The sequence below is a fragment of the Janthinobacterium agaricidamnosum NBRC 102515 = DSM 9628 genome (assembly GCF_000723165.1).
Taxonomy (GTDB): domain Bacteria; phylum Pseudomonadota; class Gammaproteobacteria; order Burkholderiales; family Burkholderiaceae_D; genus Janthinobacterium; species Janthinobacterium agaricidamnosum.
Genome location: NZ_HG322949.1, coordinates 700,848 through 715,751, shown reverse-complemented (window position 1 = coordinate 715,751; position 14,904 = coordinate 700,848). Strand labels below are relative to the sequence as shown.

The following is a 14,904-nucleotide window of genomic DNA, read 5'->3' as shown; positions in this document are numbered from 1 at the left end:
ATGCTGCTGCGGTGTAATCATCGTCACTGTCGGGAGCAAATATGCTGAAAAGATTACGCATCGGACCAAAATTATTACTGGCGCCTTGTCTGGTGCTAATCTTGCTGATTGCCAGCTCCGGCGCCGCGTATTACGGCATGGTGCGCCAGAATGCCTCGATGGAAAACATGGTCAAAGTGCGCCTGACGCATTTGCAGGCGGCGGCCGACGTGGCTGGCGACACCAAATATGTGCATTCGAATATCTATCAATTACTGGCCTGGATCAACGGCAATTTTGCGCAAAACCGGCTCGATGCCTTGTCGCAGCAAATCAAGAGCCGTCACGCCGCCATCGAACAGCAGCTGACCAGCCTGGCCAGGGTGTCCTCGCCTGCCGAACGCAGCCTGGTCGATGCGGCCATGGTTGCGCTGTCGGCTTACCGCAAGGCCGTGCTCGACACCATGGAAATAGCGCACATGGATTTATCGATCGCCGCCAATTCCATGAGCAAGGCTGAAACCCAGTTTGTCCAGTTGAATGAACAACTGGTGAAACTGTCCACGCTGGAAAAAACCCTCAGTAGCCAGGCCCATCAGGAAGCAACCGCGGAATTCCATACGCTGGGCTTGAGCTTGTGCCTGCTGGTGTTGCTGTCGATTGCCTTGTCGATTGTCGTCACGATGACAGTGCGCAAGGCCATGTTACGTGAGATCCGCGGCATTTCCGACGTGGTGGTCGACCTGGCCGCCGGCAAGCTGACCGTGGCGGCGCAGAACCAGGGCAGCGATGAAATCGCCGAAACATCGCGTGTCCTCGACCAAAGCATTGCCAACCTGAACCAGACCTTGCGCACCATCCGCTCCTCGGTGCAGTCGATCGATACCGCATCGCATGAAATTGCCGTCGGCAATATGGACTTGTCGGCCCGCACCGAAATGCAGGCGGGATCGCTGGAGCAAACCGCCAGCGCGATGGAAACCCTGACCGTGGCCGTCAAGGACAATGCCGACAATGCGCGCCAGGCGTGCGAGCTGGCCGCAAAAGCATCGTCGCTGGCCATCAAGGGGGGCCAGGCGATGGACCAGGCGGTAACGACGATGGCAACGATACGCGCCAATTCGCGCCAGATCGTCGATATTATCGGCGTGATCGACGGTATTTCCTTCCAGACCAATATCCTGGCGCTGAACGCCGCGGTCGAAGCGGCGCGAGCCGGCGAACAGGGCCGGGGCTTTGCGGTGGTGGCGTCGGAAGTGCGCACGCTGGCGCACCGCTCGGCCGCCGCCGCCAAGGAAATCAAGGCACTGATCGCCACGTCGGTCACCACCATCGACGGCGGCAGCGCCTCGGTGCATGAGGCCGGCAACAGCATGGGCGCCATCGTGACCTCGGTCAAGCAAGTCAATGAAATCATCGAGCGCATCAGCACAGCCAGCGCGGAACAGGCCGAAGGGATTGCCGAGGTGAATCAGGCGGTGACCCAGATGGATGATGTGACCCAGCAAAATGCGGCGCTGGTGGAACAAGCTGCCGCCGCGGCCGCCAGCTTGCAAGACCAGGCCGTCAAACTGTCCACGGCGGTGTCGGTCTTTACGCTGGACCATGCGCTGGCCAAGAGCGCGCTGGTGGTGCATACAACCCGGCCGAACAAAGCGTCGCCCAAAAGCCAGCAAGCCGATATCGAACGGCGCGCGGCGGCCAGCCGGATGCGCGGCCAGGACCGGCGCGCGGACAAGCATTTGTCTGGCACCAAACTGGAAGCCTAGTAAGAGCCTATCCCAGTAGATGAATACGTCCCCTGCTGGCGCCCCTCAGCAGCGGGGACTGCGTTGATCGTCGTCGCGTGGCCCGCCACGCTTCCTCTTCACGCCTGATCCGCGCTGCTGATGCACTGCCGGCAGAAGACGCTCACTACTGGGATAGGCTCTGAGAACTAAACTTTCATCGGTTTGCTTAAAAAACGCGAACCGGCCAGCACAAACCGCCACGGCATCTCGACCGCCCTGGAAATGCCGATGCGCGGTCCGGCCAGCACGGCGACCGGACCGGCGGCGGCGATCAACTCGAAGGGCGGCTGGTCCAGCGCCTTGCCGTTCGAGGCGATATTCACCGCCAGCGCCTGGCACACCTTGCCCGGCCCCGAACACAACAGCCGCGCATCGGCGTCGGGGGGCAATTTACGCCGCTGGCGCATCAGGTCCAGTCCGGCCAGCGGCTGCAGCGCGCGGATCAGTACGCCAGCACCATGCCCATGCTCACGGCATACAAAATTCAGGCACCAGTGCATGCCGTAGGAACGATAGATATAAGCGTGTGCCGGCGCCCCGAACATCGCGATATTGCGCGTGGTCGGTCCGCCAAAAGTATGCGAGGCGGGATCCAGCAAGTCATACGCCTCGGTTTCGACGATGCGCCCGCCGACACCATTGACCAGCAAGGTCACGCCGATCAGTTGCTGCGCCACTTGGGGAGAGTCGGCGCCAAAATCAATACCAGCCAGGAGAGAGTTCATGCAGTTATTGTATGCCACCTTGCACGATCAGCTCGCCTTGCCAAATACTTACTTTTAAAACATTTTCAAAAAAGAAAAGGTATCTGCGTGACATGATAAAAAACTGTTTCGCAACACGGTATGGCTATAAAATCTTTCTTTTTTAAACAAATCAGTAATAATTTGACTCTATTGCCGCTCATAAACGGCGATAATCGAAGCCGCATCAAACAGGCCGGCGAGCGGTTTCTGTTGTTGCGCGGCATGCATACCAATTCATTTTATTCAAAGAAGATAATGACGAAAGCGGCAGGGAACGCAATGGCGATAGCAGTTGATGTTGATCAGGTCGATGCGTTGATGCGGTCGATCCGTATTCCTCCCCGCCCCAGCCTGCTTGTCGATCTGCAACGCGAACTGGCGCAACAAGATCCGTCGCCGCGCCGCATCGCGCAAATCATCGGCGACGACGTCGGCATGTCCGGCGCCTTGCTGAAACTGGCCAACTCCCCTTTTTATGGCGCCGCGCGCAAGGCCAAGTCGGTCGAGCAAGGCATCAATTTCCTTGGCATTAACCAATGCAGCGCGCTGATGACCGGCTTGCTGGCGCGCCAGGCGATCGACGCCGAAAGCGGCGCGCTGAATCACTTTTGGGACACGTCGGCCAAACGCGCGCGCGCCGTGGTGTTTATCTCGCGCAAGCTGCGCCTGGCCCCGCCCGATATCGCCCACACCTTCGGCCTGTTTTGCGATATCGGCGTGCCCTTGCTGATGAACCGTTTTACTGACTACGTGCATACCTTCGCGGCGGCCAGCAATGATCCCGAGAACGCTTTCACGGCAGTGGAAGATGCGCGCCACCAGACCAATCATGCCGCGATCGGCTGTTTGCTGGCCCGCAACTGGGGCTTGTCGGCCGATGTTTCCTGGGCCATCTTGCTGCACCACGATTACCGCGTGCTGGAAGACTCATCGACCGACGACGCGATCCGTTCGCTGGTGGCGGCGTCGCTGCTGGCCGAAAAAGGCATACAGCGCTACCATGGCAACAGCAGCTCGGTGGAATGGGACAAGGGCGGCGACCGCGCCTGCCGGCACCTCGGTTTGACGCATGAAGAAGCGACCGACTTGCTCGACGAATTGCACGAAATGTTCGATACCGATACCTGATTTTAAGCCAGACCTGATCCGGCCTTCCTTCGGCGCGCCACGGCGGCCGCACTCGCAGTTGCACTTTTAATCAAATAAACATGCCAAAAAACAAGCGCCCCGTTCCCCGCAAATCGAGCAATACGCCAGAAGACAAGGATGAAGCGTTCACCCAATCCCTGTGCGACCTGGCGCTCGACCTGGTCGAGCAAGAGGACAGCGACACCAAGAGCGAGGAGCTGCGCCAGAAGGAAATCGATTTCCAGCGTTTGATCCGCAAAAACCTGAATCAAAAGAAAGATGAAGTCTTGTACGACGCGATCGAGCGCGCCAAGTACGAAGACGTCGAAGCGTATCAATTCCTGCGCAGCAATATCGAAGAAGCCGCATCGACCGTGGTGGTGCGCCGCGTAGGTGCGCCGGCAATGGAAATCAACGCCTTCGTGGTGCCGCTGTTCGTGCACAGCACCGGCGGCTTGAAGGAAGAACAGGGTTTCCAGGACCAGCAAGCGTTTGAAGCGCTGGTCCAGAGTTTCCAGCAAGCCGAGCTGGAAAGCGCCAAGGCCAAGGTGGTGCTGATCAACCACGCATATGACTTGGCGGAAATCGACAACATTACCTACAGCCACTTGAATGAAATGGTGCGCGACGCCTGGGCCTCGATGACCGACAAGAGAATCAGCGCCACGCCGGGTCTGGAACGCAGCATTACCGGCTGGAGCGGCGCCGCGTTCGGCGCCCAAGATAACGCGGTCGAGCTGCGCTTCCTGCTCGGTTTTGCGCTGAAACGGGCCGACGATCCGTTTTACCAGGTGCCGTCGGACGAAGCGGCGGCCGACGCCTATTTCGCGGCGCGCATGGCGCGTTACCAGCAATGGACCGGCGACGTGGCCGAGCTGGTGAAACGCTGCCTGGCGCCGGCCGGCACGGCATTGCAATTGAACTTCCTGTACCAGGATTTATTCCACGGAGGCAAAGAGCAAGGCATGGCGGAATATTTCATGCTGCAAATGATGGCCGAGATTAACCAGGCGCTGGAAACCGGCAAGCTGGAGGCGGGCCAAGTCAGCGCCATCGTCGGCCCCGCCGATATCAACGGCAACATGCTGCTGCGCGTCAATCTCTACGCGGCCGATGGCGCCCTGCTGGCCAGCTCCGAAAAACCGCTCGACCTGGCGGCCGACCTGCAAGTGGAAGTCGACGATATCTGCGATGCGCTGGCGACCATCGGCGTGTCGGATCTGTCGGTAACGCTGAAGTTCGATGGCCAAGGCAAGCCGGTTGAAATTCAGCCGTATTCCTTGCAGTAAAAACTATCCCAGCAGGCTGTCAAGCGTGGAGCGAACCGGCCAGCTTGGCATGCTCATCGGCAAATTGCACCAAGGCATCGCCGGCGATACGGTAGCGCACCCATTCATCTTGCGCGGTGGCGCCGATGGCGCGGTAAAACTGGATCGCCGGTTCATTCCAGTCCAGCACGCTCCATTCAAAGCGGCCGCAACCGCTATCCCGCGCCAAGCAAGCCAAGTGGCCCAGCAATAATTTACCGGCGCCGGCGCCGCGATGCTCGGGCGATACATATAAATCTTCCAGGTACAGGCCCTTGCGGCCCAGCCAGGTGGAATAGCTGAAGAAATACACGGCAAAGCCGGCCGGCTTGCCGTCGATGCTGCAAATCAGCGCGCGGGCGGTGGCGCCGGCGGCAAACAGGCTGTGTTCGATATCGGCCAGGCTGGCCACGACTTCGTGCTCCGCCTTTTCGTAAATGGCCAATTCGGTGATGAAACCAAGGATAAGCGCTGCGTCCGCTTGTACCGCGTCGCGGATTTGAATACTCACAATAACACTCCTGATGATCGATGGGGCTTACGCTGAAGGTGGCGTAACAGAAAGTATCATAGCGCCGCGACGATACTGCATCCAGTGCATTTATTTCATAATATAATGAAAACCATGCATCCCGACCTGCGTCGCCTCGACCTGAATCTCTTACCCGTCTTCGATGCGCTGTACCGGCGGCGCTCGGTTACCGGCGCCGCCCATGAACTGGCGATGAGCGCGTCCGCGTTCAGCCACGCGCTGGCGCGGCTGCGCAGCACGCTGGGCGATGAATTATTCGTGCGCCAGGGCCAGCGCATGCAGCCGACCGTGCGTGCCGAACAGATGGCGACGCCGATTGCCGGCGCCTTGAAACTGTTGCAAGACAGTATCAGCGCGAGCCACGGCTTCGATCCCGCGACCAGCCAGCGCACCTTCGTTTTCTCGGCCACCGACTACACCACCTTCGCCGTGCTGCCCAGCCTGATCGCGCGGCTGCACATCGTGGCGCCGCAGGTGCACATCCGCATCATCTATTCCAGCCGAAAAGTGTCGATCGAAGAACTGGCGGCCGGCCGCATCGACTTTGCACTGGGTTATAGCGAAGAACGCGATCCCTTGCCGGACGGCGTGGAAGACTTCGACTGGCTGAGCGACGATTACGTGGTCATCGCCAGCCGCCATCATCCGCGCATACGGGGATCACTGACGCTGGACAATTATCTGCAAGAACGGCATGCCGTGGTGACGCCATGGAATGAAACCCGCGGCATGGTCGACCATGTGCTGGATGGGCTCGCGCTGAAGCGCGAAGTCAGCCTGCACCTGCCGACGGTGCTGGCCGCGCCGTTCATCATCGCCGGTAGCGAACTGATCATGACCATTCCGCGCCAGGCGGCGCAGACGCTGAGCGCGGCGGCCCCGGTCAGCATCTACCAGGCGCCGTTCGCGATCCCGCCCTACGCCATCAAAGTGTATTGCCACAGCAATTATTTGCGCACCGATGCCCATGCATGGATGCGCCAGGAATTGCTGAATATTGTGCCGCTCAGCGCTTGACCGGGTCTTGGGCGCATCTTAAAGATCGGCACGCCTTTATCCGGCGTAACTGCGCAGCCTGGTAAGCACCGAATACATCGTTAAACAGACAGCGTATCAACGGATCATCGACCACCTCCGCCCATTCCAAGTCCTGTTCCGTCTCGGCATCGAACACCGCATCGTTGATGCGCATATACATCGAGGTCAGCGATTCGCCCAGTTCCAGGGCCGCATACAACTTCGCGACCGGAACTTCGGTAGTCCAGGACAAACCCTCCCCTTCATCGGCCGCCGCTACCATGTCAGCGCCGTCCAGCCGGTAGCGGAAATGCGTGGCTATCCCTGCATGGTCATACACCGATAAGCGCCAGACGCGGGTTTTCCCGAAAAAACTGTCTGGCGCAAGTTCCGTTTGGCGATAGGCTTCCAGCATACCAGCCTGACAGTAATCCATCACCCGCTCGGTCTGCGCTTCCGTCAGCGGCGGGAAATGACAGGCGATGTCGGCGGTACGCGGCGGCGTGGCATTGCCATCGTAGCGATAATCGACATCTTGCTCGCCGACAGGCACAACCCAGCTCAGCGCAGGCGCCGCCTGCAACGACTGGCGATCCAGCGTCACCGATACCGAGGGATTCAACCTGAGCACCTGCGCAGCCGGCAGCGCGGCGCTCACCTCTTGCTGGAACTGCCGGTAAGTAATCGGAAAGAAGGCGTGGTTATACCAGGACCATGATTCCTGCAGGAATTGGCAAGAGCTGGGCACCACATATCTCGGATTCAATACCTTCAGTTGCTCGATCCAGTCGGCCGGCAATTCCGGCGGCGTAGCGGGATTCCTGGACGGCGACAACACTTCAATTTCGCGCATGGTCTGGAATGGCCACAGCACCATGTCCCACGGCGCCTCCCGCACCAGCGCGGACAGTGTCGCGGGGGCTATCCACGAATCGACGACGTTGAGGACATTCACGCCCGCTGCCTTGATCTGTAACATGGAATCGACATCCGCATCCAAGGCTTCGCGCGAATAAATCTCGAACGGTCCGACATGGACAGCGACGTTGGTTTGCAACTGGTAGACGTTGACGAAGCCCAGCTCCCTGACCATGGCGAACAGTTCCTCGAACAGACAATAAAGATAGATCGGCGTATTGCGATCCAGAAAATCCAGGCTGTCGAGCGAGCAATGATCGTCGTGAAAATGCGAAATGAACACGGCGGAAAAACGCACCTTGCGGATCTGTTCGTGATCGAAGCGGACTGCGGGAAAAGCATGACAATTGCGGCTGAAGGGATTTTCGAAAATCGGGTCGAACGCGATCAGCGTATCGTCGCACTCGAACACGTAGCCTGCGTGCAGGATTCTGGATATTTTTAAAGTCATGGATTCTATAAATTACGTCACGAGCTGGCGCCACAGCGCCAGCTTTTGTTCGAACGACAGCGTCGCATGGGCCGGCGAGGTCGACGGCAGCACCAGCGTCCGGTAGCCCTGCCCGGCAAATTGCGGTGCAAACTTGCCGGACGTCTGGCCATTAAAGCCGACCGTTTCCAGCAGCGGACACAATACCCGCAAGCGCGCAAAATCATTGGCGGCGGGATGGCGAATGGCGGAATCGAGACTGCCCTCGCGCTGACACGCGCCCAGCACATCCCACAAACCGAAACCGTGCGATAACAATCGCGGCAGGCGCTCGGCATACGGCAGCGCCGTTAGCGCCTCACCTGTCAAGACCGACATAATCGGCCACAGCTGATTGCGCGGATGCGCGTAATACTGCTGCGCCGCCAGCGATGCCGCACCGGGGAAACTGCCCAGTATCAAGATGCGGGTATTCGACGCGACGACTGGCGCCAGGCCAGTCAGGGAAGTAGGGGAGTGGTTCGGCATAGGCCGCCATTTTACCGGACAGGCTAGCGATACGAGCATGGCAAAAATTACGGTGTAGAATTTAAGGCAATGCAAAATAATCAATGATGGAGACTTGCCATGCCTCGCACCATCGATAGCCTGCTGTTGCAATACCGTGAAAATCACGCGAATCCGACCAATGAATTGATCCATTTCGTTTGCGTGCCGGCAATCGTGTTTGCTTTACTGGGTTTGTTGTGGAGCATACATCCGTTACTCACGCTGGCGACAAGCGCGGCCGCACTGTATTACTATTACAAACTGTCGAAACCGTTTGCGGCCGGCATGCTGCTGATGGCGCTGGTCATGCTGGGTTTGCTGCTGCTGTCGCCGCCGGAAATCGTGTTGCCGCTGTCGCTGGGGATTTTTGTGCTGGCCTGGATAGGCCAGTTCATCGGCCATAAGATAGAAGGCAAAAAACCGTCGTTTTTCGACGATGTGCGCTTTCTGCTGATCGGGCCGCTGTTCGTACTGAGTTTTTTGTACCGGCGCCTGAGAATCAGTTATTGATTTCAAAAGAACAACTATCCTGACAGTAACAGTTCCTTACTAATTAGTTATCAGAGCAAAATAGTGCAGTCTATAATTATTTCACAGCCAGCCTTCCGATCGACGCAATCGGCAGCCATATAAAAATTTTGTCCATTGGAGTTAAGCATGAAAGCACTGATCACCATCGCCCTGATTTCCACTCTTGCCGGTTGCGCTGTCGCACCGAATTCGAACACTGTCTACACCACCCGCCAGGCGCAAAGCGAGCAATCGGTTCGCCTTGCCACGGTGGAATCGGTGCGCCAGGTGACGATCGATAAAGGCTCCAGCGGCACCGGCGTGCTGGCTGGCGCGGCCCTGGGCGGCTTGGCCGGCTCGACCGTTGGCGGCGGCAAGGGTTCGATCGCCACCAGCATCATTGGCGCGATCGCCGGCGGCGCGGTCGGCCAAAACGTCGAAGCGAACGTGAACAACAAACCTGGTTTTGAAATCACGGTACGCCTGGATAACGGCGAATTGCGTTCTATCGTGCAAGATGCTGACGAAGCATTCCGTCCGGGCGAGCGTGTACGTTTGCTGTCCGACGGCCGCAAAACCCGCGTCACGCATTAATCCCGCCGGTCAGCCGAACAGCCTTGCCGCCACCGGCAAGGCTGACGGCGAGATAACATCGATCGCCAGCACAGTACTGGCGGCGGTGTAAGCAATCACTATGATGATCTTGACCTTCAGTGTCATGCTCATGGCGTGCCTTTCAAATGGCCCCGGATAACAAATTGCATAATTAATAATAATTGATATGATGGCAAAATAGTGTTCTTATGTTAATTTCCTGAGCTTGCTCAAACTAAACATCGCAACGGCAAGGTGATTGGCAGCCACGGCATCGGCGAGCCAAAAAACACGTATACTTGCCATATGTCATCTCCTCTCCTCTTCCTTATTGCCTCCCTGATCTGGGGTTCCACTTTTTTTGCCATCACCTTGCAACTCGGCGAAGTCGCGCCCGCGATATCGGTGGTGTACCGTTTCGGCCTGGCCTCGGCCGCGCTGTTCGCCTTATGTTATTTCCGCGGCGACCGCTTGCGCCTGTCCTGGAAAACCCAGTACTGGATGATGTTGCAAGGGTTTGCCACCTTCGCCCTCAGCTATGTGTGTACTTATGGTTCCGAGCAATATCTGGTGTCCGCGCTGGTCAGCGTCTTGTTTGCGCTGATGGTGTTCTGGAATCCGATTTGCAGCCGCATCGCCTTTGGCACGCCGCTGACCTGGCGCACCTGGTGCGCGGCAACGGTGGCGATGTGCGGCGTGACACTGTTGTTTTATCACTCCATTGCGTCGGCCTGGAAGGAAATCATCCACGGCGGCAGCGGTCATTTCTTGCTGGGCTTTAGTTTGGCGATGGTTGCGACCATTTCCAGTTCGGTTGGCAACGTGCTGGTGGTCAAGGTGCGCCAGCATTCGTCGAATGTGATGCTGACCATGGCGTGGGCAATGTTCTGGGGCAGCCTGATGGTGGCGGTGTGGGCCACCATCACCGGCCAGCCATGGCAATTGCCGTCCAGGCCCAGTTATTGGGCCGGCCTGTTTTACCTGGCGATTTTTGGATCGGTGATCGCTTTCAACGCTTATTTCACCCTGATCGACCGTATCGGTTCGCAAAAAGCCGTGTATATCGGCGTCGTAACGCCTGTCATTTCGGTTTTATTGTCGATCCAGATGGAGCATTACCGGCCAGGACCGAGCGAATGGGCCGGCATGATCTTGTGCCTGTCCAGCGTGGCATGGGCGCTCAAGGCGAATAATCCGGCGCCGCGCAAGACGGCTGTCGCCAATACCGCCGTGGAAGCCTGAGGTTCACAGGCAAAAAAAACCCACGAGCTAGCGGATCGTGGGCAACCCATTGTCAAGTGGGAGGGGAGATTGAATCAACGATTTCAATATACTCCGTCGATTATTTGAACTGGCGCTACTTTACAATTGCTTACCCGACCTTACAATTGGCATGCATAGGGTTACCAGGTGTTACCCGGCGTGCTTTTTGAATTATTTGCGGGGCTCAATTAACCCTCCCAGCATGCCAACACACGGCGGTGCAGCACTCGCCTCGCCGGCTTCGCGCCGGGGTTTGATCCACAGTTGATACGCCTTGATACAAGCCACGCAGCTGACAAAAGTAATAGCGACAAACATATGCATATCTCCTCGCGCGGCAGGCTCGATGCATGCCGCAATGGCGGATGGGGCGAACAATGTGCCCAAGACGAAAATCCAGTGTGGCAGTTTTCATCGTTCGGCATTTGCGTGGCCTCAAGCTTTGCCGAAACAGCGGCTTTTTTGCGCATGCGCGTGAATTGATCTTTCGCAAAGGCGAAGCGGCGGCGCTCACAGAAAATGGCGCATCGACATCCGTCAGGAGCCTGCCCATGAAAACATCGGCCAAATCCCTCACCGTATTGCTGTACCGGGCGTATCTGCGGTCGCGGCTGGAACGCTACACGCGCGACTTGCAAGCCATTGCGGCGCAACGCGAGAATGATTTTCAAGCGGAAAAAATATTACACAAGGCCGTCGTCACCGTGCGTTCCAAGCTGCACTCGCTGTGACGGCCTCGCGGGCCTGCCTGGCCTCGCATCCATCGATGGACTAGCGGCGCGGGCCGTGGATCGCCCAGCGCTCGATCATTTCAAACAATCCTTGCGTCAGCAGCGCCAGCAAGGCGGCCGGTATCGCACCGGCCAGCAACATATCGTTGTCGTTCAGCGCCAGCCCAATCGTGATGCGTTCGCCATAACCGCCGGCGCCGATGAAGGCGGCGATGGTGGCGGTGCCGACGCTCATCACCGCCGCTGTCTTGACGCCGGCCAATATCACCGGCAAGGCCAGCGGCAGGTCGACATACAGCAAACGGTCGCGGCGGCTTAAGCCCAGCGCCAGCGCGGCCAGCCGCAAGCCTTGCGGCACTTGCAAGATGCCGGTGCAGGTGTTGCGCACGATCGGCAGCAGCGCATACACAAACAGCGCGATCAGCGCCGGCACCGTGCCGATCATGCCCAATACCGGGATCAGGATCGCCAGCAGCGCCAGCGACGGCACCGTTTGCAGCACGCCGACCAGCGCCAGCACGCTTTGCCGCAAACGCGGCAGGAAGGCCGCCATGACGCCCAGCGGAATGCCGATCGCGCAGGCCAGGCCGACCGACAGCAGCACCAGCGTGATGTGCTGGCGCGTCATGCTCCACAGGCTGTCGTCGAAGATCTTGGCCAGCAAGCCGCGCCTGGCGGCTGGCGTGCCGGCCGCGGCTGGCGCCGTGCCACCGGCCGCCAGCCAGTTTTTGGCGACGCCGGCGAAACTCTTGCCGTCGATTTCGACGGCGGCGTTCAGCCCGATCATGTCGTTGGCGCTGATGCGCCCTGCCAGCGTTTGCAGCGCCGTCCATGCGGCGGGGAAACGCCGCGGCAAATCCAGCCGGTACAGCAGCATCGCATCGTAGCGCGGGAAATATCCCTGGTTGTCGTCCAGCACGCGCAAGCCGTACTGGCTGATCTTGGCGTCGGTCGAATAGATATCGATCACATCGACCTGGCGCTGGGCCAGCGCCTCGTAGGCGATGCCGTGATCCAGGCCGCTCGGCCGCTGCAGCAAGCCGTAGCGTTTGGCCAGCCCGGGCCAGCCATCGACCCGGCCGATGAATTCATGCGACAGGCCAAATTTCAATCCGGGCGATTGCGCCAGGTCGGCCAGGCTGCGCTGGGTGGCGTCCTTGCGCATCGCCAGCGCATAGGTATTGTTGAAGCCCAGCGGCACCGCCACGCCGAGGCCGAGCGGCGCCAGTTCGCGCCGCACCTGGTCGAGCGTGGCCGGTGTATCGTGTTTCAGGATTTCGCTGTTGATGGTGCCCATGTATTCGGCATACACATCGATATTGCCGGCTTGCAAAGCAGCCAGCACGATGGCGGTATTGCCGAGGCCCTGGCGGTGTTCGACCTTGACCACCGGCGCGGCCGTTTGGGTCAGGATTTCACCCAGGATATAGGATTCGGTAAAGCGCTTCGAGCCTATCTTCAAGGTGCCGCTGTCGGCTGCGGCAGCGCTGCCGCACCAGAAAAACAAGCTAAACAGCAGGAAAAACAAGGAGCCGGCGGTATTTCCAGCGTCGGGTTGAGCGCGCACGCATACTCCGGGATCGATTGGTCAGGCTGGCAAGCTTACCACCGCTGAGCGCCAGACGCCGCCATGCATTACGCCGCGGCAGGGATTCAAGCCGATTGCATACGACAAATCCGCCGGCCGGGCAATTTTCCACAGCGCAAAATCGGCCCGTTTCCCGACCTCCAAGGTTCCTGTCTCATGTTGCAAGCCGAGCGCCCGCGCCGCGTGGACGGTACAGCCGGCCAGCGCTTCTTGCGGTCTCAAGCGCCACAGCGTGCACGCCAGATTCATCGTCAGCAGCAACGAGGTCAGCGGCGACGTGCCGGGATTGCAATCGGTCGACAGCGCGATCGGCACGCCGGCCGCGCGCAAGGCGGCGACCGGCGGCTGCCTGGTCTCGCGCAAAAAATAATAGGCGCCCGGCAGCAGCACGGCGACCGTGCCATGCCGCGCCATCGCCGCGATACCGGCGTCGGACAGGTATTCCAGGTGATCGGCCGACCAGCCGCCGTAGGATGCCACCAATGCGCTGCCGCCCTGGTCGGACAGTTGTTCGGCATGCAGCTTGACCGGTATCCCCAGTTGTTGCGCGGCGCGGAACACCCGTTCGGTTTGCGCGGCTGAAAAGCCGATCCGTTCGCAAAAGGCGTCGACCGCATCGACCAGGCCGTCGCGCACCAGGACCGGCAGCATCACCTCGCACACCAAGGTGATGTAATCGTCGGCGCGGCCGGCATATTCCGGCGGCAGCGCATGCGCGCCGAGGAAACTGGTGGACACCGTCACCGGCAGCAGGCCGGCGACCTGGCGCGCCACGCGCAACATCTTGGCTTCCGATTCCAGCGACAAGCCATAACCGGACTTGATTTCCAGCGTCGTCACGCCTTCGGCCAGCAGGCTGAGGATGCGCGGCAAGCTTTGCGCCAGCAACTCGGCGTCGCTGGCGGCGCGGGTCGCGCGCACCGTCGACATGATGCCGCCGCCTGCCTTGCTGATGTCTTCATAGCTGGCGCCGTTCAGGCGCGCCTCGAACTCATCGCTGCGGTTGCCGGCGTGGACGATATGGGTGTGGCAATCGATCAAGCCCGGCGTCAGCCAGCAGCCCTGCCCGTCGATGACCTGGCCGGTGTAGTCATGGTGGGGCAGATCGGCCTGGCGGCCCAGCCAGGCGATGCGGCCATCCTTGACGGCGATCGCGCCGTCAGGGATTTCGCCGTACCCCCCGGCCATCGTCGCCAGGTGAACGTTGTTAACCAGAGTGTCCCAGTGGTGCATCAGCGCTGCCTCGTCTTCAAGTCATCAGGTCGGCCACGAACAGCGTGCCGGCTGCCGCGTCGATTGTCCATTCGGGCGCATCCGCCGCGTCCAGCAACAGCGCATCGTAGCGGCCCAGCGTAAAGTGCCCAGCACCGCCGCGCAGCTCGGCGCGCCCGCCATCGGCCAAAAATAACAGCGTGGTGCCGCTGCGCCTGGCCAGCCGGGCCGGCAAGATCACCCGCTCCAGCTGATGGCGGCAGCGGCTGCGCCGCGTCATCACATTGAAGTCGGTAGTCGCCGATGTTACGTCGGCCGTCACCGCCGCTTCGCCGGGAAACCACAGCAGCGGCTGTGCGGCCGACAACGCTACCCTGCGCTCGCCATCGAGCGTCAGCGCGACGCTGTCGCCATCGACCAGCATCAGGCTGCGGTCGATGCCGGGAAATACCGAAAACGGCCCGCTTTGGGCGATGGTCGCCAGGCTGATGCGCCAGTCGAAATCGTCGAAACCCGCGCCGTCCGGGAAGACCGCGATTTCCGTGGTGCTGCCGGCGCCGTTCTTCCACGCCGCGGGCAGTAAACTTGCATGAGGAATCAGTCTGGCCAT

The 14,904-nt window shown here is 59.7% G+C and carries 16 protein-coding genes; 8 read left to right on the top strand and 8 right to left on the bottom strand.

The window, feature by feature from the left end; genetic code table 11:
• The first annotated feature begins 41 nt into the window (after positions 1-41).
• A complete protein-coding gene (locus GJA_RS02980; RefSeq protein ID WP_051780214.1) occupies positions 42-1,748 on the top strand; it encodes a methyl-accepting chemotaxis protein in 1,707 nt (568 codons plus the stop codon).
• A 167-nt stretch (positions 1,749-1,915) separates the two neighbouring features.
• On the opposite strand, the gene GJA_RS02975 is transcribed toward GJA_RS02980, so the two are convergent.
• On the bottom strand, positions 1,916-2,494 hold the full coding sequence (locus GJA_RS02975) for a DNA-3-methyladenine glycosylase (RefSeq protein ID WP_038488610.1): 579 nt from the start codon (positions 2,492-2,494) through the stop codon (positions 1,916-1,918).
• Positions 2,495-2,794: 300 nt separating this feature from the next.
• Here GJA_RS02975 and GJA_RS02970 point away from each other — a divergent pair, with 300 nt between their 5' ends.
• Both GJA_RS02970 and GJA_RS02965 read left to right on the top strand, forming a co-directional pair.
• Positions 2,795-3,643, top strand: a complete 849-nt coding sequence (locus GJA_RS02970) for an HDOD domain-containing protein (protein WP_242404435.1) — start codon at positions 2,795-2,797, stop codon at positions 3,641-3,643.
• Between the two features lie 80 nt (positions 3,644-3,723).
• Complete coding sequence (locus GJA_RS02965; protein WP_038488605.1) at positions 3,724-4,932, top strand: hypothetical protein; 1,209 nt, start codon at positions 3,724-3,726, stop codon at positions 4,930-4,932.
• Between the two features lie 19 nt (positions 4,933-4,951).
• Here GJA_RS02965 and GJA_RS02960 read toward each other — a convergent pair whose 3' ends face one another.
• Positions 4,952-5,461, bottom strand: coding sequence for a GNAT family N-acetyltransferase (locus GJA_RS02960; RefSeq protein ID WP_051780211.1), 510 nt, complete (start codon positions 5,459-5,461; stop codon positions 4,952-4,954).
• A gap of 114 nt (positions 5,462-5,575) precedes the next feature.
• On the opposite strand from GJA_RS02960, the gene GJA_RS02955 reads away from it, so the two are divergent.
• Complete coding sequence (locus GJA_RS02955) at positions 5,576-6,499, top strand: LysR family transcriptional regulator (protein ID WP_051780209.1); 924 nt, start codon at positions 5,576-5,578, stop codon at positions 6,497-6,499.
• Here the strand turns inward: GJA_RS02955 and GJA_RS02950 are convergent.
• Together GJA_RS02950 and GJA_RS02945 are read right to left on the bottom strand one after the other, a co-directional pair.
• Complete coding sequence (locus GJA_RS02950; protein ID WP_051780207.1) at positions 6,489-7,868, bottom strand: MBL fold metallo-hydrolase; 1,380 nt, start codon at positions 7,866-7,868, stop codon at positions 6,489-6,491. The genes GJA_RS02955 and GJA_RS02950 overlap by 11 nt on opposite strands.
• A 12-nt stretch (positions 7,869-7,880) precedes the next feature.
• Positions 7,881-8,375, bottom strand: a complete 495-nt coding sequence (locus tag GJA_RS02945; RefSeq protein ID WP_038488600.1) for a DNA-deoxyinosine glycosylase — start codon at positions 8,373-8,375, stop codon at positions 7,881-7,883.
• 99 nt (positions 8,376-8,474) lie between these two features.
• Between GJA_RS02945 and GJA_RS02940 the strand changes: the two genes are divergently transcribed.
• Positions 8,475-8,906 (top strand): Mpo1 family 2-hydroxy fatty acid dioxygenase, encoded by a 432-nt coding sequence (locus GJA_RS02940; protein WP_038488597.1) that lies wholly within the window; start codon positions 8,475-8,477, stop codon positions 8,904-8,906.
• Positions 8,907-9,053: 147 nt separating this feature from the next.
• Positions 9,054-9,500, top strand: a complete 447-nt coding sequence (locus tag GJA_RS02935; protein ID WP_038488594.1) for an outer membrane lipoprotein — start codon at positions 9,054-9,056, stop codon at positions 9,498-9,500.
• A gap of 9 nt (positions 9,501-9,509) precedes the next feature.
• Here the strand turns inward: GJA_RS02935 and GJA_RS28465 are convergent, their stop codons facing one another.
• On the bottom strand, positions 9,510-9,632 hold the full coding sequence (locus tag GJA_RS28465) for a hypothetical protein (RefSeq protein ID WP_277914389.1): 123 nt from the start codon (positions 9,630-9,632) through the stop codon (positions 9,510-9,512).
• A gap of 174 nt (positions 9,633-9,806) precedes the next feature.
• Here GJA_RS28465 and GJA_RS02930 point away from each other — a divergent pair, with 174 nt between their 5' ends.
• Together GJA_RS02930 and GJA_RS28160 are read left to right on the top strand one after the other, a co-directional pair.
• Positions 9,807-10,742 (top strand): DMT family transporter, encoded by a 936-nt coding sequence (locus GJA_RS02930; RefSeq protein WP_038498504.1) that lies wholly within the window; start codon positions 9,807-9,809, stop codon positions 10,740-10,742.
• A gap of 422 nt (positions 10,743-11,164) precedes the next feature.
• Positions 11,165-11,494: a hypothetical protein gene (locus GJA_RS28160; protein WP_242404434.1), complete on the top strand. Its 330-nt coding sequence runs from the start codon at positions 11,165-11,167 to the stop codon at positions 11,492-11,494.
• Positions 11,495-11,534: 40 nt separating this feature from the next.
• On the opposite strand, the gene GJA_RS02920 is transcribed toward GJA_RS28160, so the two are convergent.
• From GJA_RS02920 to GJA_RS02910, 3 genes are read right to left on the bottom strand one after another with little or no spacing between them, the layout of a single operon-like run.
• On the bottom strand, positions 11,535-13,022 hold the full coding sequence (locus tag GJA_RS02920; RefSeq protein WP_422567925.1) for a glycine betaine ABC transporter substrate-binding protein: 1,488 nt from the start codon (positions 13,020-13,022) through the stop codon (positions 11,535-11,537).
• 60 nt (positions 13,023-13,082) lie between these two features.
• Positions 13,083-14,315, bottom strand: coding sequence for an imidazolonepropionase (gene hutI, locus GJA_RS02915; RefSeq protein ID WP_038488592.1), 1,233 nt, complete (start codon positions 14,313-14,315; stop codon positions 13,083-13,085).
• 16 nt (positions 14,316-14,331) lie between these two features.
• Complete coding sequence (locus tag GJA_RS02910; protein WP_038488589.1) at positions 14,332-14,904, bottom strand: HutD/Ves family protein; 573 nt, start codon at positions 14,902-14,904, stop codon at positions 14,332-14,334.